Below are 18,736 nucleotides of genomic sequence, written 5' to 3'. Positions count from 1 at the left end.
TCCGCCTGGGGTGAAGGGTCCGGGTCCGGTCGGGCCGCGGGATGCGGCCCGATGCGGATCAGGCCTGGATGAAGGCCAGAAGATCGGCGTTCAGCGTGTCGGCATTCACCGTCAGCATGCCGTGCGAGAAGCCCGGGTAGGTCTTCAGCGTGCCGTTCGGCAAGAGTTTGATCGCCTTCAGCGCCGCATCGGCGATCGGCACGATCTGGTCATCCTCGCCATGCAGCACCAGCGTCGGCACCCGGATCGCCTTCAGATCCTCGGTCTGGTCGGTTTCCGAGAAGGCCTTGATCCCCTCGTAATGCGCCTTGGCCGAGCCCATCATGCCCTGCCGCCACCAGTTCTGGATCACGCCTTCGAAGACCTCGGCCCCCTCGCGGTTGAAGCCGTAGAAGGGCCCGGCCGGCACGTCGCGGAAGAACTGCGCGCGGTTCGCTGCAAGCGCGGCGCGGAAGCCGTCGAAGACTTCCATCGGCAGGCCTTCGGGGTTGGCCTCGGTCTTCAGCATCAGGGGCGGCACGGCCGAGACGAGGACGGCCTTGGCGACCCGGCCCGCGGGCTGGCCGAACTTCGCGACATAGCGCGCGACCTCGCCGCCGCCGGTCGAATGGCCGATATGGACGGCATTGGTCAGGTCCAACGCCTCGGCCACCGCGAAGGCGTCGGCGGCGTAATGGTCCATGTCGTGGCCGTCGGAGACCTGCGAGGACCGTCCGTGGCCGCGCCGGTCATGGGCGACGACGCGGTAGCCCTTCGAGACGAAGAACAGCATCTGCGCGTCCCAGTCGTCGGAGGACAGCGGCCAGCCGTGGTGGAAGACGATCGGCTGGGCGGTCTTCGGACCCCAGTCCTTGTAGAAGATCTCGACGCCGTCTTTCGTGGTGACGTAACCCATGGTGATGGCTCCTGCCTGTTCGAGTGTGGCCGCTTCGGCCGGAGAGAGGGTGAGGGGGTAAAGGGCGGTGAGGGCCGCCGCCGCGAGCAGAACCTCGCGGCGGGTGATTCCGGCGGGGAGACCGGACATGGCGTTCAGGCCGGGATCGGGGCGAGGGTCTCGCCGGTGTGGCTGCTGCGCGAGGCCGCGCCGTGGACCATGGTGTAGGCATAGTCGACGCCCATGCCGTAGGCGCCCGAATGCTCGCGCACGATCGCCATGACGTCGTTGTAGGTGTCGCGTTTCGCCCAGTCGCGCTGCCATTCCAGCATCACCTGCTGCCAGGTGACCGGGATCACGCCGGCCTGCACCATGCGCATCATCGCCATGTCATGGGCTTCCTTGCTGGTGCCGCCCGAGGCGTCGGCGACCATGTAGATCTCGTAATCCGTGTCGGCCATCGCCGAGAGGGCGAAGGAGTTGTTGCAGACCTCGGTCCAGAGGCCCGAGACCACGACCTTCTTGCGGCCCTCGGCGGCGGCCTTCGCCAGCGCATCGCGCACCTTCTGGTCGTCCCAGGAGTTCATCGAGGTGCGCTCCAGGAGCGGCGCCTCGGGGAAGACGTCCAGCAGTTCCGGGTAGGTCTTGCCCGAGAAGCTTTCCGTCTCGACTGTGGTGATGGTTGTCGGGATGCCGAAGACCTTGGCGGCCTTTGCCAGCGCCACGGTGTTGTTCTTCAGCACCTGGCGGTCGATCGACTGCACGCCGAAGGCCATCTGCGGCTGGTGGTCGATGAAGATGATCTGGCTGTTCGCGGGGGTCAGAAGCTCGAGCTTGCCGGTCATGTCTATGGTCCTCGGTGGGGTGTTGCGGTGTCTGTGAGAGGACTATGCCGTCGCTGCGGACTGGCGATAATCGCAATAATGTCGAGTTCACAATTGCATATTGGGCAATTGTCCGGCGCCCGTGGACCGGTCGTTCGGGCCGGGGCATCATCGCCGGAGCGGGCCGCGGAAGATTGAACGTTCGCCCCGGCCGAGACACCGCCGCGGCAGGGGGCGCTGTGCGGATCTGCGAGGATGGGCGAGGACGATCGTTCAATATCGGCCGCGCGTGCACAGGCATGATGACCCGGACCTTCCCGCCCTCCGGAGCCCTCCCCGATGAAGATCTACCTCGTGTCGCTTGGCGCCGGCCTATTGGTCGGCGTGATCTACAGCCTTCTGCATGTCCGCTCGCCCGCACCGCCGGTGGTGGCGCTGGTCGGGCTTCTGGGCATACTGGTCGGCGAGCAGGCATTGCCGATCTGGCACTGGCTGACCGGCAACCGCGCGATCACCCAGTCCGCCAACCACCTGTTCGGCGAGATGCCGAGCGCCCATGCGCCCACCGACGGGGCCACCGACCGGAAGACCAGCTGATGCATCCCGACCTGATCCTGCACAACGCCACCGTAACCACGCTCGACCCGGCCGCGCCGGTGGCGCAGGCGGTGGCGATCCGTGACGGGCACATCACAGAGGTGGGCGACGATGCCCGGATCCTCGCGCTCGCCGGTCCCGGCACGCGGCTCGTGGGGATGGGCAAGCGGCGGCTGGTCCCGGGGCTGATCGACAACCACACCCACGTGATCCGCGGCGGGCTGAACTACAACATGGAGCTGCGCTGGGACGGGGTGCGCTCGCTCGCCGATGCGATGGCGATGCTGCGCCGGCAGGTCGAGATCACGCCCGCGCCGCAATGGGTGCGCGTGGTCGGCGGATTCACCGAGCATCAGTTCGCCGAAAAGCGCCTGCCGACGCTGGACGAGATCAACGCGGTCGCGCCGGACACGCCGGTGTTCCTGCTGCATCTCTACGATCGGGCGCTGCTGAACGCGGCCGCGCTGCGCGCCGTGGGCTATGACAAGGACACGCCGAACCCGCCCGGCGGCGAGATCCAGCGCGACGCCAAGGGCAACCCGACGGGGCTGCTGCTGGCCAAGCCCAATGCCGGCATCCTCTACGCGACGCTCGCGCGCGGTCCGAAGCTGCCCTTCGACTACCAGCTCAATTCCACCCGGCATTTCATGCGCGAACTGAACCGGCTGGGCGTCACCGGCGTGATCGACGCGGGCGGCGGCATGCAGAGCTACCCCGAGGATTACGAGATCATCCAGAAGCTGGCCGACGAGGACATGCTGACCGTCCGGCTGGCCTACAACCTCTTCACACAGAAGCCGAAGGACGAGAAGGAAGACTTCCTGCGCTGGACGAAATCCGTCACCTACCGGCAGGGCGACGACTACTTCCGCCACAACGGCGCGGGCGAGATGCTGGTCTTCTCCGCCGCCGATTTCGAGGACTTCCGCGAGCCGCGCCCCGATCTCGATCCCGGGATGGAGGATGATCTGGAGGGCGTGGTGCGCATCCTCGCCGAGAACCGCTGGCCCTGGCGGATGCACGCGACCTATGACGAGACGATCTCTCGCGCACTCGATGTCTTCGAGAAGGTCAACCGCGACATTCCGCTCGACGGGATCAACTGGTTCTTCGACCATGCCGAGACGATCTCAGAGCGCTCGATTGACCGGATCGCCGCGCTTGGCGGCGGCGTCGCGGTGCAGCACCGGATGGCCTATCAGGGCGAATATTTCGTCGAACGCTACGGCCCCTGCGCGGCCGAGGCCACGCCCCCGGTGGCGCGGATGCTGGAGATGGGGGTGAAGACCTCGGCCGGGACCGATGCGACGCGGGTCGCCTCCTACAACCCCTGGGTGGGGCTGTCGTGGCTGATCACCGGGCGCACGGTGGGCGGGCTGCGGGTAACGCCCGAGCGCAACTGCCTCGACCGCGAGACGGCGCTCAGGATGTGGACCGAGAAGGTTGCCTGGTTCTCGAACGACGAGGGGCGGCGGGGCCGGATCGCGCCCGGATACCTCGCCGACATCACCATGCCGGACCGCGACTTCTTCGCCTGCCCCGAGGCCGAGATCGCCGAGATCACCAGCGACATGACCATGGTCGGCGGCCGCGTGGTCTTCGCCAAGGGCGACTATGCCGACCTCGACGAGACCAATATTCCGCCCGCGATGCCCGACTGGTCGCCGGTGCGGCAGTTCGGCGGCTATGCGGGCTGGGGTGCAAGCGATGCGCAGCTCACGGCGCGGGTGGCGCAATCCTGCGGTTGTGCCAGCGCCTGCGGTGTGCATGGTCATGACCACGCCGGGGCCTGGGGGGCGAACCTGCCCGTCTCGGACCTGAAAGGCTTCTGGGGCGCGCTCGGCTGCGCCTGCTGGGCGGTGTAAGGGGGACGGGCCATGGCACTCGACGCGATCGCGGACATCCAGCAGGAGCTGCGCCGGTCGCGCGACAATCTTGGCTGTTCGCTGAAAGGTCTGCGCCACAACCAATCGGCGCGCGCGGGTGAGTTGACGGTGCTGCGCAAGACCGCCGCGGGCCTCGTGCGCTCCGAGATCGGCACCCCGGCGCAGGAGCGGGGCATGATGCTTGGCATGTCGCTGCTGCCCGGCCACCGCCGCCGGATCCGCGAGGGCTCGCGTCGGCTCGACCGGATCTTCGACCGCCATTCGGTCTATGTCCGCGAGTTCGATGTCGACTACGCCGCGACCGCCGAGGGGGCCTTCGACTTCCTGCTGATCGAGTTGCCCCTGCACACCAGCCTGCGGCTGCGCCCGACCAATGACGCGATCGACCCGGTTCTGGGACGGATGGCCGAGGGCATGCTGGGCTGGCTCGCCGCGCCCGAGCTCTACGACCCGCTCGAAGCCGACGAACTGGGCGCGCGGCTGATGCTGCAACTGCAAGCGGCCCATGCGATGGTGCGCCGGCCGCGCGCCCGGGTGCGCCTGTCGCCTGCGCAGGTCGACCGCGCGAAGCAGATGCTGATGTCGATCGAATTCGAGGGGCTGCGGCTCGAGGATGTGGCGCGGGCGGTCGACATGCCCCGCAACACCTTCTTCCGCTGCTTCCGCGAGACCACTGGCATGTCGCCCTACCAATGGCTGCTGGCCGAGAGGATGGAGCAGTGCCGCCTGCTTTTGCGCCTGACCGACCTGCCGCTGGTCGACATCGCCATGGCCTGCGGCTTTTCCGACCAGAGCCATTTCACCCGCATGTTCAAGCGCGCCCAGGGCTTGAGCCCCGGGCGCTGGCGGCGCGGCACCTGAGGTTCAGATGCCGTCGGGCAGCGGGATGAACTCGGCGTCGTCGCCGGGCGGCAGGTGGAAGCGGCCGTGGGTGAAGTCGCCCTGCCGCCACGAGATCTTCGCGGCCTCGATCCGCTCGGGCGAGGAGGCGACGAAGTTCCAAGAGATGTAGCGCGGCCCGTTCATCGTCGCGCCGCCCAGCACCATCAGCCGCGCGCCTTGCGTCCCGGCGGTGACGCTGATCCGGTCGCCGGGGCGGAAGACCATCATCCGGCCCTCCGGAAACGTCTCGCCCGCGACGGTGATCGCGCCTTGCGTCACGTAGATGCCGCGGTCCTCTTGGTCGTCGGGCAGCGGCAGCTTCGCGCCCGGCGCAAGGACCACGTCGGCATAGAAGGTTTCGGTGAAGGTCTTCACTGGCGAACGCAGGCCCCAGGCGTCGCCCAGGATCAGCCGCACCTGCTTGCCACCCTCGTCCAGCGTCGGCAGCGCCTCGCGCCCGTGATGCTCGAACGAGGCGCCGCGGTCCTCGGCCTCTTCGGGAAGCGCGACCCAGGTCTGGATGCCGAAGAGCGAGCCGGGCTTCGTGCGCATCTCCTCGCTGGTGCGTTCGGAATGGGTGACGCCTTCGCCGGCGATCATCCAGTTGACCTCGCCCGGATAGACCATCTGGTCGGCGCCGGTGCTGTCGCGGTGGTGGAACTTGCCCTTGTAGAGGTAGGTGACCGTCGCGAGGCCGATGTGGGGATGCGGGCGCACGTCGATGCCGCCGCCGGTCAGGAACTCGGCCGGGCCCATCTGGTCGAAGAAGATGAAGGGCCCGACCATCTGGCGCTTGGGCGCGGGCAGCGCCCGGCGCACCTCGAAGCCGCCGAGGTCGCGGGTGCGCGGGATGATCAGCGTCTCGATCGCGTCGAGGCTTGCGGGCAGGCCCTCGGGGCAGTCGGGCGATTGCGTGGGGTTCCAGCTCATGGATTCAGCCTTTCCTCGGGGTGATCAGATGATGGACTTCGGGCGGCGCGGTGAGAAGGGCGCGGATCCGTTCCTGCATCGCGGCCTCGGTGCGGGTGACGCGGGCATGGTGGCGCAGATGCGCGAGCCAAGAGGCCTCGTGCCAGCTTTCGATCAGCCGGCCCGGTGTCGCGGCATCCTCGCGCAGCACCCATCCGTAGCCGCCATGCGCCCGCCGGCTCGCGCGCTGCGCGAGCATCAGCGTGAGGAACGCGGCCCGGTTCGCAGCCGGCACGTCATAGGCGATCCAGATCGTGGTGGGTCCGTCCTCGGCCGCGGTCATCGGCACGTCTGCCTCGGGCCAGTGGTTGGCGGGGCTCTGGTCGGTGCCGAGACCTTTCAGCCGGGCAAAGGCGGTAAGCGGGATCGCGAGGATCAGGCCGATGGCGGCGGCAAGCTGCGCGGCACTGATCGAGAATTCCGAGGCGACCGCCCCCCATCCGAGGCTGCCCGCGGCCATGGCGCCCGAGAAGACGGTGAGGAAGATCGCGAGGCCGCGGGCGCGCACCCAGTCCGGCAGCACCGATTGTGCCGCGACATTGAGCGAGGACAGCACCGCGATCCAGGCGGCCCCGGCGAGGAGCCCGGCGAGAAGGCCGGTGGCGGCACTCGGGGCAAGGCTCGTCAGCGCCAGCGCCACGGCCATGCCGAGCGTGCCCAGTTGCACCGTGCGGTCGGGACCGAGCCGCTGACGCAGGCCCGGCAGCACCAGCGCGCCGCCGACCGCGCCGAGGCCGACCGAGGCGAGAAGCGCGCCGTAAAGCCCCGCGCCGCCCTCCAGCACTTCGCGGGCGAAGAGCGGCAGCATCGACCAGAAGGCCGAGGCAAAGAGGAAGAAGCCCGCGGCCCGGATCAGCACCAGCCGCAGGCCGGGGGTGAAAACGGCATAGCGCAGGCCTGCGGCCACCGCGCCCAGGACGTGTTCGGGCGGCAGGGCGCGCTCAGACTCGGCCTCGGGGCGCCACCAGATCAGCGCGGCGATGACGACGAGGGTTGAGACCGCGTTCAGCGCGAAGGGCCAGACGAGGCCCGCGGCGGCGATCAGGAGGCCCGCGACGGCCGGGCCGATGGCGCGCGAGATGTTGATGCCCATGGAATTCAGCGCCACCGCCGCCGTCAGATCCTGCCGCGGCACCAGCTTCGGCACGATCGCCTGCCAGGCCGGCGCGATGAAGGCCGCGCCCGAGCCGAGGAGGAAGGTGAAGATCAGGAGAAGCTCGGGCGTCATGGCGTCGGCCTGCACCACGAGGGCGAGGAGCATGGCGACCACGGCCAGCGCGAGGTTCACCACCAGCAGCAGTTTGCGGCGGTCGACGATGTCGGCCACCGCCCCCGCCAGCACGGCGAACAGGAACACCGGCAGCGTGGTCGCCGCCTGCACGGCGGCGACGATCTGCGGCGAGGGCGCGAGGTCGGTCATCAGCCAGCCCGCGCCGACATCATTCATCCAGGTGCCGATGTTCGACACCACGGTCGCGCCCCAGAGGACGAGGAAGGCGCGCTGGCGGAACGGGCTCCAGGCCCCTCCGGTGGTCACGGTGGCGGTGGTCATGGCTGTGGTTCCTCAGCGTGGCATATCGAAGATCAGGGCGGCACCTTCGCTGTGCCACTGCAGCGCGCCGGGCGTGTCGGTGATCTGCAGCCCGTCTCCGGCGGTGACCCGCTCGCCCTCGATCTCGGCGAAGCCGTCGAGAAGCTGGACGAAGACCAGCCGCCCCGGATCCACCGGCAGCGGGGTGACCTCGCCCTCGGTGGCGCGCAGGTAGCTGACCCGGCTGTCCGAGCCGAGACGCAGCGGGCCGTCCGGTCCTGCCAGCTGCCCGGGCGCAAGCGGCGCCGAGCCATAGCTGGGGGTGCCGCCGCGGCCATCGGGGATGAGCCAGATCTGCAGCACATGTGCCGCTTCGGTGTCGGAGGCATTGACCTCGGAATGGGTGATGCCGTCGCCCGCGCGCATCAGCTGCACTTCGCCGGGGCTGATCTCGGCGCGGTTTCCGAGGCTGTCCTCGTGGCGGATCCGGCCCGACAGGACCAGCGTCAGGATGTCCATGTCGGCGTGGTCATGGGCGGCAAAGCCCGCGCCCGGCACGATCCAGTCCTCGTTCAACACCCGCAGCCGCCCGAAGCCCATCCGGGTCGGGTCGAGGAAATCGCCGAAGGAAAACGTGTGCCGAGCCTCGGCCCAGCCCTTGCGCGTCAGGCCGCGGTTCATGTTCTCGTGGATCATGTTCATCGCATGGACCTCCTTGGGGTCTGGAGTGCAGCTCAGGTGGCGAAGGCGGCCTGCAGCGCGGCGATTTCGCCCTGGCGCAATTCATGCCCGCCGTCGTGGATTTCGGTCGTCACCGCGGCCCCTTGGGCGCGGTAGTAGTCGACAAGGGCTTCGGTCGCAGTCAGCGGCGCGATCGGGTCGCAGGCACCGCCGGTGATTAGCACCTGCCGTCCCGACAGGCCCGGCGCGGGCGGGGGCGCGAAGGGGATCAGCGGATGCAGCAGCGCGATGCGCTCGAAGAGATAGGGCGCGCGAAAGCTGACCAACGCGAGGATGTTCGCGCCGTTCGAATAGCCGAAGGCGAGGGCCGGGACGCCGGGGATACGGGTCTCGCGGATGAAGGCGATCATCTCGTCGGTGCGGGCCGAGAGGTCGGCCATGTCGTAGACCCCTTCCGCCTTGCGGCGGAAGAAGCGGTTGGCACCGAATTCGCTGACTGTGCCGCGGGGCGAAACGAGCCCCGCCCCGGGCCAGAGCCGGGGCACGAGGTCCGCGAACTGATGCTCGTCGCCGCCCGTCCCATGGAAGGCGAAGATCTGCGGCGCGCCTTCGGTGACGATCGCGCGGATGGCGGTTGCGGTGGTCATGTCAGGCCTCGATCGGTTGCAGATGCGCCTCGATCGCCGGGCGCAGGCGTTCGTGCTGGGCGGGAAGCTTCAGCGCCTCGCCCAGATGTTCGGGCGCCTCGTCGCGGGCGAAGCCGGGCTCGTCGGTCGCGACCTCGAAGAGGACGCCGCCCGGGGTGCGGAAGTAGACCGCCCAGAAGTAGTCGCGGTCGATCGGCGGGGTGATCTGGTAGCCGGTGTCGGCGATGGCCTTGCGCACCACGTCCTGCGCCGCCCGGTCGGGCACCGCGAAAGCGATGTGGTGGACCGAGCCCGACCCCTGCCGCGCGGCGGGGGCGCCGGGCAGCACTTCGATGTCGATCACATCGGCACCGTTGCCGTTCGGCACCCGGTAGCGGGTGATATCGCCCTCGGTCGCCTCGGCCTCATAGCCCATGAAGCGCAGAAGCTCGCCCGTGGCGCCGCCGTCGCGCAGACGCAGCGACGCGCCCTTGAAGCCGCGCACCGTCTCGTCGGCGCCCACCGTGCCGGTCCAACCCTGCCGCGCATCACCGCTTTCGACGAGCGAGAAGCGGTCGCCGTCCGGGCCCTGGAAGCGCAGATGCGTCTCGCCGAAGCGGGTCACGCGCTCGGTGGTCCCGAGACGGTTTTCCCAGAAGCCGAGGCTGCCCTCGGGCACGGCGAAGACCGTCTCGCCGACCTCGCCCGCCCCGCTGCGGCCGGGCATCATGTGGGCGAAGGGGAAATAGGTCATCACGCTGCCGGGCGTGCCGGCCGCGTCGCCGTAATAGAGGTGATAGGTGTCGGGCGCGTCGAAGTTCACGGTCTTCTTCACGCGGCGCAGGCCGAGGGTGCGGGTGAAGAAGTCGTTGTTCTGGCGGGCGTCCGAAGCCAGGGAGGTCACGTGGTGCAGGCCGGTGATCGGAAGGGACATGGTCGCGCTCCTGTTGCTGTCCCGGGAAAGATGCGCCCTCCGACCATTCCGGTGAATGCGTATAATTTCATATTCACCATTGCCTGAAGTGTAGGTAATCATGGCGCCATTCTGCCGGTTTCCCCCGGTGGGTCTTGAACGATCGGCACCGGAGGGCGCGCAGCATGGGCGAGATCGAGGAGCTTCGGGTGTTTCTGGCCGTGGCGGGCGAGCAGAGCTTCGTCGGCGCCGCGCGGCTGCTGGGGCTGCCGCCGCCCTCGGTGACGCGATCCATCGCGGCGCTGGAGGACCGGCTGGGGCTGCAGCTCTTCATCCGCACGACGCGCCGCGTGTCGCTGACCCCGGCGGGGGCGGATTATGCCGCGCAGGTCGATCCGCTTCTGGCCTCGCTCGGCCGCGCGACCGAGACCTTGCGCGAGCGCCACGGTGACACGGCGGGACGGATCCGCCTCAACGCGCCGATCGCCTTCGGATCGGAAGCCCTGCCCGGGATCATCGCCCAGTTCCGGATCCTGCATCCGCAGGTCGACTTCTCGGTCGTGCTCAGCGACATCTTCGTCGACAGCGTCGACGACAGTTTCGACATGGCGATCCGCATCAGCCAAGCCCCGCGCGAGGTGTCGAGCATCTGGCGCAAGATCTGCAAGGTCGACCGGGTGCTGGCGGCGGCACCGGGCTATCTTGCGGCGCAAGGGCGGCCCGAGGCGCCGGCCGACCTGGCGGCGCACGTCTGCATCGCCCATGACGGGCTCGCGCGCGCCGAGATCTGGGAGCTGAGCCAAGGCGAGGAGACCCACCGCCACAGGGCGGGCGCATCGCTGGCCGCGAACAACGCCGGCCTGATGGCCGGCCTCGCCCGCGCCGGCCAGGGCATCGTGCTGCTGCCGCGCTTCATGATCGAGGACGACCTGCGCGCCGGGACGTTGGAGCAAGTGCTGCCGGACTGGCAGCCGCCGCAGCTGTGGCTGACGCTCTACTATCCGCCGCTCGAACGCATCCCGGCGCGACTCAACCTGTTTTCCGAGCACGTCGTGCAGAGCGTGACGGCGGCGGACCGGTTCTCCGGCGCCGCCTGACAAGGGCCTACCGCGCCAGCCGCCCCATCGCGATCATCGCGAAGGCGGCGGCGAGGCCGATGTGCTCGAAGAAGCCGTTCATCGCCATGATCCGCGCGGGCGTGCCCGCGGGAAGCTCCCAGAAGCGCAAGGCCAGGAGCGTGGCGGCGCAGGTGAAGAGCGCGAGCGCCGCAGCGGCAGCCCGGCGTCCGACCCCGCAGACGATCATCGCCGAAGCGACGAGTTCGAAGAGGATCACGCCCACGGCCATCGGAGCGGCTGGATGCAGCCCGAAGTGCCGCATCTCGGCGATGGCCCCGCCGAAATCGGCCAGCTTGGTGATCGGCCCCTGCACATAGGCCGCGCAGAGGCCGAGAAGGGCGAGCCGCAGTGCCAGCGGCTCGGCGGTGGCGGGATCGATCGGACGAGACAGGGCGGTGCGCATGGGCATGTCCTTTGACAGGGGCGCGCTGCGCCCGACCCTGTAAGCCATAGTGCGCCCGGCGGCGGCGTTTCTTGAAGGATCGGCCCGATCGGGACAGACGTGCAAGACGCAGGTCCCTTACAGCGGCCCTATGGGATCCTGCTCTCCGCCGAGAAAGGCCGCTGATGGAACACCTGCTGGACGCCGCGCTGCACTGGACCACGCTCGGGATCGAGGTGGCGGGTATCCTCGCCATCGTCATCGGAATCGTCATGTCCCTGGCGCGGTTCGCCGTCGGCGGCCCGGCGCGCTACCAGAGGCTGCGCTCCGAGCTGGGGCGCGCGATCCTGATCGGGCTGGAGCTGCTGGTCGCGGCCGACATCATCGACACGGTCGCGATCGAGCCCAGCCTCGAGAGCGTCGCGCTGCTGGGTGCGATCGTGGTGATCCGCACCTTCCTGAGCCTGTCGCTCGAGGTCGAGATCGACGGAAAGTGGCCATGGGAACCGGAACGCCACCCTGAACGGCGAACTGGAGCGCGCCACTGAGCCCCGGACCGCCGCGACCCTGACCTCACGCCGCGCGCTGCAGCGCGCCGTGTCCGCGCACGGCAAGAACGCTGCCGATCGTCAGTAGCCCGGCGAGCGCGAGCGGCAAGGACGCCCCGAAGGCGCCCAGCAACGCGGCCCCGATGGCGGCGCCGAGGAAGATCGCGGACACCGCCCCGCCGCGCCGGCCGAGGTTCGGGTTCGTGCCGCCGGCGGCCGTGCTGTCGGCAGCAAGGCCGGTGAGGGTGAGGGTCAGGACGGTGGTGGTCATGTCCGCGATCCCCAGACGGCGCACGGTCGCGTTGCGCAGCCCCATCGCCAGCGCCAGCAGCACGATCAGGACCAGGCGCGTCGTGTGGGCGCCCGTGTCGCCAGACACCAGCACCACCACTGCGGCCCCCAGGATCAGAAGGGCCTCGACGCTGGCACAGCGCACAAGCCAGCGATGAACGGGCGAGCCCTTGTGCCAGCTGGCGATCCGCCCCCCGGCGGCGGCGCCGACAAGGAACGCGACGAGCGCACCGATCAGCAGGTCCAGCAGGAAACCGCGCTCGCCAGCGACGCCGAAACCAAGGAAGACCACGTTTCCGGTCATGTTCGCGGTGAAGACATTGCCAAGCCCCAGCACGCTCACCGCATCGATGATTCCGGTCGAGACAGAGAACAGAAGCAGAATGGCAGGCAGTGGGGTGGCGGTGACCGGCTGTGGCGCCGGGCTGGTGCCGGCCGAGGTTCCCGCCGAGGCAGATCGTGGTTGTTCCGGCATGCTGCACTCCTGAAATGGAAAGCCGAGGCCGCGAACCGGGGCTGCGGCAGGAAGTGCAACAATCTGCCTTGAGGGGGCAGACGTCTTGTCGGTTCGTCCTGATCTCGAGCCTCCCAAGCGGCTTCGCCGCAACGAAGAGGAAGGTCCGCTAAGGGCTCGAAGCGGCCATGCGAAGCTAAGACTTCGCTCCGACTGTGCGTGGACCGGCGTGCTTCCACCTTTCCCGCCGAAACTATGGGATACTGCGCGGAAGATAGCCTGCTAGACTTGAACGGGAGAACAGGGAGACACCGTGCTCCAGCAAAGGAGTGATCGGCGGGATGCCAAGGAGATCCAGACGCTCAGCAACGGCAGTCGCCCTGCAGCCGATTTCCTCGCCTATCATAGCTGGGGTAGCGTAACGGGCGCGAAATGCTCGCCAATCCGCCGGCCTGATGCGCATCTCGTTTCGGCTGTGGGGAAGTAGCCCTCCCGAACTTGCCGAGACGAGGAATGCTGCGGCCTGCTCCGTCAGCCCCATCCGTTCGCCGACTTCTTCGAGAGACAGTGACCGCAGCTTATCTGCGCCGAGCAGCTTCGGGACAGCCGACAACTCGAGCCGCAGCGCACCGAACCCAATTTCGCCCTTCAGCCTCGTCACGACACCGGAGCAGGCACCACCGATAGCGATGTCCAAAAGCGTCGGCACTGACTCTCCAGTGATTTTCGCAGCCACGAGAAGGCTGAGCCTGCCCTCTTCCTCATCGAGGGCATCCAACTTCTCGATCAGCGCGAGCAGATCTGAAACCGCACTCTTCGATACACATGGCGGAAAGACTTTGTTCGGGATGCGATGGGTTTCGAGCATTGCGAGGCGGTCATCGACAAGAGCGTCAACGATCTTGACATCCGCATTCAGGATTTTCGCAAGCCTTCCGACAGGCAGCCCGTCTGAGACAAGGGCCGCGACTTGCAGGCTAGCCTCCATTGGCATTTCCAACGCCGAGACGGGCCTACGGGCACCGAAGTCGAATTCATCAATCCCGTCAGCCCAAGAGGGCAATAGGCCAGCAGCAATGAGGGCAGGCATCAACCGGTCCGATGCCACTCCCACCTCCCGCGACAAGCTGTCGATTGTGTGGACAAGCGAAAGTTCTCTTTTCGCAATCATGCGCGCGCGATGCCGCGGCGCTACACTCAGGTCGTCGATGATAGCGTCCACAAAACGCAGGCCATGCCTCTGCCGAACGGCCTCGAAGGAGCCGAATAGCGCCCGGTGCGAATTCTTTGGTCTACGCCGTTCGGTTACTGGCTGCAGTGCGCGTCGAAAGCCGACCGGACCGTCACGAAGGAACATCCAGCCGAGATCCGGGTCATCTTGAGCAACCTCGCTGCCCTCCTCTCTCACCTCCGAGCGCAGGTAGGCCCCTAGACGATCTGCAAGAGCGTAGATCGTTCCCACGGTGCGGACGTCTAGCCACCAGTGTCCTGCTGTCGCCGTGGTAAGCCGGGCGACCAGATAATCCTGCAGTGGTGAGGGGTCAGCGACCACAGAAGCCTCTGCGAGCAGCTTCAAGCCGTCGGCGTCTTGTTCAACGACCTCGGCTATCCCCTCGATCGATCCCTCACTGGCTGCTGTCCGCTCGATCAACGGCAGCCGATGAAGCGGACAATGCGTCGTGAACCGAAATCTCCAGATGAGTCGCATGCGCCTCGCGGCGTTCGGTGGGAGGTCGCTCTCCATCTCATCCTTGAGCAGGCACGCAGGGCAGAAACGCGATGTCGCACGCGGCAGCACGCAATCTCCGAGTGCGGTGCCGCGAAGCTTCGTCGCTGCCGCTGCCCCTTGGATCGTCTGCGCGAGAACGCGCGTTGGGTCCTCCCCCGCGATTTCGCAAAGCAAGCGAACTTGCTGTTCGTCACCGGATGCAAACAGTCGCGGCGTCAGTCCCAGGTCTTGGAGAAAAACCGCTGCTGTGGTCGAGGCATGAAATGCGGCAAGGCGGGAGACCCAGGAAAGATGAGTTTCGTCACCCTGAAGCGGCAGAAAGGGATGTAGCTTGTCCATCGGTGGTCGTGCGAAAATGGGTATTCTCTCACCATCACTCTAACTGCTGCATGATCGTGACGGGAGCGGGTGACCTGCCCCGATCGAGTGATCCGGTCTCAAAGTTTGTGCATCGTCGGCATTCGGTCGACTGGAACGATGCTTTCGGGTGCCGGCGGCTTGTAGCCGAGGGCTGAATGGGGGCGCTTGGTGTTGTAGTGCCGCCTCCATTGCTCGATCAGGATCTGGGCTTCGCGGAGCGAATGGAAGACCTCGCCATCGAGCAGTTCGTCGCGAAGCCGGGCATTGAAGCTCTCCACATAACCATTCTCCCAAGGTGAGCCCGGTTTGATATAGGCGGTCCGGGCACCGACCGCCGCGATCCAGTCGCGGACCTTGCCGGCTATGAACTCCGGGCCATTGTCCGAGCGGACGAAGGCGGGTGGGCCGCGAAGGATGAAGAGGTCGGTCAGCACGTCGACCACGTCGGTCGAATTGAGACTGCGCGCGACGCGGATCGCCAAAACCTCCCGTGTGAACTCGTCGATGACATTGAGCATGCGATACGCCCTTCCGTCAGCTGTGCGGTCCTGAACGAAGTCATAGGACCAGACGTGGTTTGCCCGCTCCGGCCTGAGCCGGACGCAGGAGCCATCCGCCAGCCAGAGCCGGCCGCGCTTTCTCTGCTTCCGTGGCACCTTGAGCCCCTCCCGCCGCCATATCCGCTCGACCCGCTTCACGTTGACCTGCCACCCGCTGTCGTTCAGCAGGCCGGCGATCTGACGGTAGCCGTAGCGGCCATACTGCCGTGCCAGCTCGATGATGTCCGCGGTCAGCCGCGCCTCGTCCGCCCGGCCGACAGGCAGCTTGCGTTGCGTCGAGCGGTGCTGGCCCAGAACCTGGCACGCCCGGCGCTCGGACACGCCGGTGACGTCGCGAACATGGTCGATGCAGCGGCGGCGGCGCGAGGGGCTCAGTAGTTTCCCCGTGCCGCCTCCGACAGGATCAGCTTGTCCAAGGTCAGATCCGACACCGCTCGCCGCAGTCGAGCATTCTCCGTCTCGAGTTCTTTCAGGCGCTTCAACTGGTCCCGGCTCATCCCGCCATACTCGCGCCGCCAACGGTAGTAGGTCTGCTGGGTCACGCCGATCTGGCGCACCGCATCTACGATCTTCGCGCCCTGCGCCTGCAGAACCTCCACCTGGCGCAACTTCGTGACAATGTCTTCGGGCTTCTCGCGCTTACCTGCCATCTCTCAGATCCTCCTTCTAAGGGACAAATCCTATCCCAGTTGGTGGATCACTTCAGTGGGGGCAGACCACCAGGCACTTGGACCGGCGATTGATCCGGACGCCGACCTCGTAGGGCACCGACGGCTTGTCGACGATGTCGTGCAGGGACACGGAGGCGGGTTTGCCGTTCGGATCGGTCGCCTGAGGTTGCGGCTTCTTCCGCGTCTCCAGCTGCACCGCGAACGCGCGGAAGCGGTTGCGCAACGCGAACTCGTTGTAGCGCGGATCGGGGTAACGGGAGTGGACGAAGGGAATGCGGGTCATGGGAATCCTCAGAGAAGCGCCGCTGGCTGCTTGCGGAGCTGGCCCCCCACACAGGCTGGAGAGGCGGTTAAAGGAGGACCCGGGTCGGTAAACCTGATCTGCGCCGGGCGCAGGGGAACGGTAAAGAGGGGGGCAGCGCCTCGGACTGACCGCAGAAACGCGGCCAAGCGAAAACTTCTAACCATTTGAAACTATTACAACTAGACAAACGGTGGCGGTTTATCTCTGGGATTCAGTGGCGGAAAAAGCTGGTAATGGCGGCTTTCCACTAGGTCCCTTCAACAACCACGCCCCTCACCGTCTGCCCTTGCGTTTATGTTTCTCTATCACTAATTAGACGCCTAACAATTACTCTGCTATCAGGTTGACCGGCCATGTCGGACCCGTCGCTCAATGCCGCCTTCTTCGACACGATGATCGTAATGAACCGCAAGCTGCGGACGCTCTACGATGCCCATGTCCGCACGCGGGGTCTCACCCTGTCGCGGGCGCGGCTGCTCATCATGCTCGCGGACGATGGCGGCAAGACCCAGACCGAAATCGCGGCAACGCTCGAGATCGAGCAGCCCTCGGTCGTCAGCCTGCTGGACGGGGTCGAACGCAAGGGGCTCGTGGCCCGCCACCAGGTCGAAGGCGACCGGCGCCTGAAGCGCGTCGAACTGACCGAAGCGGGGCGCGCCGAGGCGCTCATCCTCAAGAACTTCGCCCGGGACCTGCGCGAGACGATCCTCGACGGGATCGACAATGCCCAGCTGATCGCCGCGACCCGCGTGCTCGACCACGTGCTGGGCGGCATCACCAGCGAGCTCGAGCGGGTCTCGGGCGCGGGCGGGCAGCCCTCGTCACGTCGGCAGGCCGCGGCATCATGACCGACAACCCTGCCCTTCCCCGGCGTCCCGCACCAGAGGCGGCGGCGCCCGTCGCTCCGTCGGAGCCCGTGGCCGATGCCGCCCCAGCTCCGCCCCCGCCGATGCGCCTGCCGCGCAAGATGACCTACATGACCGCCTCGACCGTGCTGGCCCTGGCGCGTGGTCTGGGCCTGTCGCTGATCTCGGCCAACATCCCGCAATTGCAGGGCAGCTTCGGCGCGACGTCGACCGAGGCGACCTGGCTGGTGGCCGCCTACATGGCGCCGCAGGCCTCGCTCACCATCCTGCTGGTGAAACTGCGCACCCAGGTCGGGCTGCGCCGCTTCGCCGAGGTCTCGATCGTCGTCTTCGCGCTGGTCTGCCTGCTGAGCTTCATTGCGACCGACCTGCGTTCGGGGATGCTCGTCCGCTTCTTCTGGGGCGTAGCCGCGGCGCCGATCTCGACCCTAGCCTTCTTCTACATGCTCGAGGCCTTCCCCCCCGCGCAGAAGATGACGGTGGCACTGCCTCTGGCGATCACCAACCTGTCCATCGCGACGCCGGTCGCGCGTCTGATCTCCCCCGAACTGATGGACAACGGCGGGTGGACCCATATCGCCGCGCTCGAGCTGGGGCTGGCGCTGATCGGGCTGGGGTTCGTCTATCGCCTGCCGCTGACGCCGATACCGCGGGCCAAGGTCATCCACTGGCGCGACCTGCTGAGCTATGCGCTGCTGGCCACGGGCCTTGGCGCGGCCACCGTGGCGCTGACCATGGGACGGCTCTACTGGTGGTTCGACGCGCCCTGGATCGGCTGGACCTTCGCCCTTTCCGCGGTGACGCTGACGGCGGCCGTCGCGCTTGAGCTGAACCGCGCGACACCCCTGATCGACATCCGCTGGCTCGCCAGCCCGGCCATCGTTCATTTCGCGGGCGCGCTTCTGGTGTTCCGGATCGTGCTGGCCGAACAGAGTTCGGGTGCGCCGGGCATGTTCCAGGCGCTGGGACTGCTGAATGAGCAGACGCGCCTGCTGTATCTGGTGATCCTTGCCGCGACCTTCGCCGGGGGCTTCACCTGCGCGACGGTGATGAAGGCGGGACGCGAACCCGCGATCCACGCGGTCGCGCTGGTGCTGCTGGTGATCGGGGCGCTGATGGACAGCCAGGTGACCAGCCAGACCAGGCCGAACGACATGCTGCTGAGCCAGGCACTGATCGCGATGGCCACCGGTCTGTTCCTGCCGCCGGCGATGTCCGCCGGGCTGGGCTCGGCACTGGCCAAGGGCCCGGTCTACATCCTGTCGTTCATCGCCGTGTTCCTCTCGACACAGATCGTGGGCGCGATGGCGGGATCGGCGATCTTCTCGACCTTCATCCAGAACCGCATCGCCTTCCACGCCCGCGTCCTCTACGAAACACTGCCCGCCACCGATCCGCTGGTCACCGCCCGCGTCGCCCAATACGCCGGAGCCTATGCGCAGGTGCTGCCCTCGGCGGGGGCGCGCCAGTCGGTCGGCCTTTCGTCGCTGAACAGCGTCGTCACCCGCGAGGCGACGGTGCTGGCCTATGGCGATGCCTTCTTCACCATCGCCCTGATCGCCGCCGCGGCGCTCGCGGCACTGCTCGTCCACATCACCATCCTCGCGATCCTTGCCCGGCGCAGCGCCGCGGCCGGGGCCGCGACCGCAAGCTGACCCCTCCCAGGTGCT

The 18,736-nt window shown here is 67.5% G+C and carries 19 protein-coding genes; 7 read left to right on the top strand and 12 right to left on the bottom strand.

Annotated elements, in window-relative coordinates:
* Positions 1-58: 58 nt before the first annotated feature.
* Both V8J36_RS19210 and V8J36_RS19205 read right to left on the bottom strand, forming a co-directional pair.
* Entirely contained in the window at positions 59-895 is an 837-nt protein-coding gene (locus V8J36_RS19210) for an alpha/beta fold hydrolase (RefSeq protein ID WP_336468937.1), read from the bottom strand.
* Positions 896-1,029: 134 nt separating this feature from the next.
* Positions 1,030-1,719 (bottom strand): hydrolase, encoded by a 690-nt coding sequence (locus tag V8J36_RS19205; protein WP_336468936.1) that lies wholly within the window; start codon positions 1,717-1,719, stop codon positions 1,030-1,032.
* 318 nt (positions 1,720-2,037) lie between these two features.
* On the opposite strand from V8J36_RS19205, the gene V8J36_RS19200 reads away from it, so the two are divergent.
* Genes V8J36_RS19200 through V8J36_RS19190 form a run of 3 tightly spaced genes read left to right on the top strand, consistent with a single transcriptional unit; the run spans position 2,038 to position 5,042 of the window.
* On the top strand, positions 2,038-2,295 hold the full coding sequence (locus V8J36_RS19200) for a XapX domain-containing protein (RefSeq protein WP_336468935.1): 258 nt from the start codon (positions 2,038-2,040) through the stop codon (positions 2,293-2,295).
* Positions 2,295-4,160, top strand: a complete 1,866-nt coding sequence (locus V8J36_RS19195) for an amidohydrolase (protein WP_336468934.1) — start codon at positions 2,295-2,297, stop codon at positions 4,158-4,160. Before V8J36_RS19200 ends, V8J36_RS19195 begins: the two co-directional genes overlap by 1 nt.
* Before the next feature lie 12 nt (positions 4,161-4,172).
* A complete protein-coding gene (locus V8J36_RS19190; RefSeq protein WP_336468933.1) occupies positions 4,173-5,042 on the top strand; it encodes a helix-turn-helix transcriptional regulator in 870 nt (289 codons plus the stop codon).
* A 3-nt stretch (positions 5,043-5,045) separates the two neighbouring features.
* Here the strand turns inward: V8J36_RS19190 and V8J36_RS19185 are convergent, their stop codons facing one another.
* The 5 genes from V8J36_RS19185 to V8J36_RS19165 are packed head-to-tail and all read right to left on the bottom strand — an operon-like array spanning position 5,046 to position 9,804.
* On the bottom strand, positions 5,046-5,993 hold the full coding sequence (locus V8J36_RS19185; protein WP_336468932.1) for a pirin family protein: 948 nt from the start codon (positions 5,991-5,993) through the stop codon (positions 5,046-5,048).
* A gap of 4 nt (positions 5,994-5,997) precedes the next feature.
* Entirely contained in the window at positions 5,998-7,584 is a 1,587-nt protein-coding gene (locus V8J36_RS19180) for an MFS transporter (protein WP_336468931.1), read from the bottom strand.
* 12 nt (positions 7,585-7,596) lie between these two features.
* A complete protein-coding gene (locus V8J36_RS19175) occupies positions 7,597-8,265 on the bottom strand; it encodes a pirin family protein (RefSeq protein ID WP_336468930.1) in 669 nt (222 codons plus the stop codon).
* Between the two features lie 32 nt (positions 8,266-8,297).
* Positions 8,298-8,891: an alpha/beta hydrolase gene (locus V8J36_RS19170; RefSeq protein ID WP_336468929.1), complete on the bottom strand. Its 594-nt coding sequence runs from the start codon at positions 8,889-8,891 to the stop codon at positions 8,298-8,300.
* A 1-nt stretch (position 8,892) separates the two neighbouring features.
* Complete coding sequence (locus V8J36_RS19165) at positions 8,893-9,804, bottom strand: VOC family protein (RefSeq protein WP_336468928.1); 912 nt, start codon at positions 9,802-9,804, stop codon at positions 8,893-8,895.
* Positions 9,805-9,968: 164 nt separating this feature from the next.
* On the opposite strand from V8J36_RS19165, the gene V8J36_RS19160 reads away from it, so the two are divergent.
* Positions 9,969-10,880 carry a LysR family transcriptional regulator gene (locus V8J36_RS19160; protein ID WP_336468927.1) on the top strand — a complete coding sequence of 304 codons (912 nt, stop codon included), beginning with the start codon at positions 9,969-9,971 and terminating at the stop codon, positions 10,878-10,880.
* Positions 10,881-10,887: 7 nt separating this feature from the next.
* On the opposite strand, the gene V8J36_RS19155 is transcribed toward V8J36_RS19160, so the two are convergent.
* Entirely contained in the window at positions 10,888-11,304 is a 417-nt protein-coding gene (locus V8J36_RS19155; RefSeq protein WP_336468926.1) for a DoxX family protein, read from the bottom strand.
* 164 nt (positions 11,305-11,468) lie between these two features.
* Here V8J36_RS19155 and V8J36_RS19150 point away from each other — a divergent pair, with 164 nt between their 5' ends.
* Positions 11,469-11,831, top strand: coding sequence for a DUF1622 domain-containing protein (locus tag V8J36_RS19150; protein ID WP_336468925.1), 363 nt, complete (start codon positions 11,469-11,471; stop codon positions 11,829-11,831).
* A 25-nt stretch (positions 11,832-11,856) separates the two neighbouring features.
* Here the strand turns inward: V8J36_RS19150 and V8J36_RS19145 are convergent, their stop codons facing one another.
* The 4 genes from V8J36_RS19145 to V8J36_RS19130 all read right to left on the bottom strand — a co-directional run bounded on the left by V8J36_RS19145 (position 11,857) and on the right by V8J36_RS19130 (position 16,179).
* The gene (locus V8J36_RS19145) at positions 11,857-12,597 is read right to left on the bottom strand and encodes a YoaK family protein (RefSeq protein WP_336468924.1); all 741 of its coding nucleotides are present in this window, start codon (positions 12,595-12,597) and stop codon (positions 11,857-11,859) included.
* 232 nt (positions 12,598-12,829) lie between these two features.
* Positions 12,830-14,644, bottom strand: coding sequence for a TniQ family protein (locus V8J36_RS19140; RefSeq protein WP_336468923.1), 1,815 nt, complete (start codon positions 14,642-14,644; stop codon positions 12,830-12,832).
* Between the two features lie 98 nt (positions 14,645-14,742).
* Positions 14,743-15,875, bottom strand: a protein-coding gene (locus V8J36_RS19135) for an IS3 family transposase (RefSeq protein WP_336468922.1) whose coding sequence is annotated in 2 segments (ribosomal slippage) — positions 14,743-15,611 and positions 15,611-15,875 — 1,134 coding nt in all. Because the reading frame shifts where the segments join, the coding sequence is not laid out codon by codon here.
* A 52-nt stretch (positions 15,876-15,927) separates the two neighbouring features.
* Positions 15,928-16,179 (bottom strand): hypothetical protein, encoded by a 252-nt coding sequence (locus tag V8J36_RS19130; RefSeq protein WP_336468921.1) that lies wholly within the window; start codon positions 16,177-16,179, stop codon positions 15,928-15,930.
* 374 nt (positions 16,180-16,553) lie between these two features.
* Here V8J36_RS19130 and V8J36_RS19125 point away from each other — a divergent pair, with 374 nt between their 5' ends.
* Positions 16,554-17,048 carry a MarR family winged helix-turn-helix transcriptional regulator gene (locus tag V8J36_RS19125; protein ID WP_336468920.1) on the top strand — a complete coding sequence of 165 codons (495 nt, stop codon included), beginning with the start codon at positions 16,554-16,556 and terminating at the stop codon, positions 17,046-17,048.
* Positions 17,049-17,176: 128 nt separating this feature from the next.
* Complete coding sequence (locus V8J36_RS19120) at positions 17,177-18,721, top strand: MFS transporter (RefSeq protein ID WP_336468919.1); 1,545 nt, start codon at positions 17,177-17,179, stop codon at positions 18,719-18,721.
* Positions 18,722-18,736: the final 15 nt, after the last annotated feature.

It is taken from the genome of Frigidibacter sp. MR17.14, assembly GCF_037095735.1.
Taxonomy (GTDB): Bacteria; Pseudomonadota; Alphaproteobacteria; order Rhodobacterales; family Rhodobacteraceae; genus Frigidibacter.
The sequence above is the reverse complement of the archived record's forward strand: the minus strand, read 5'-3'. Positions and strand labels throughout refer to the sequence as shown.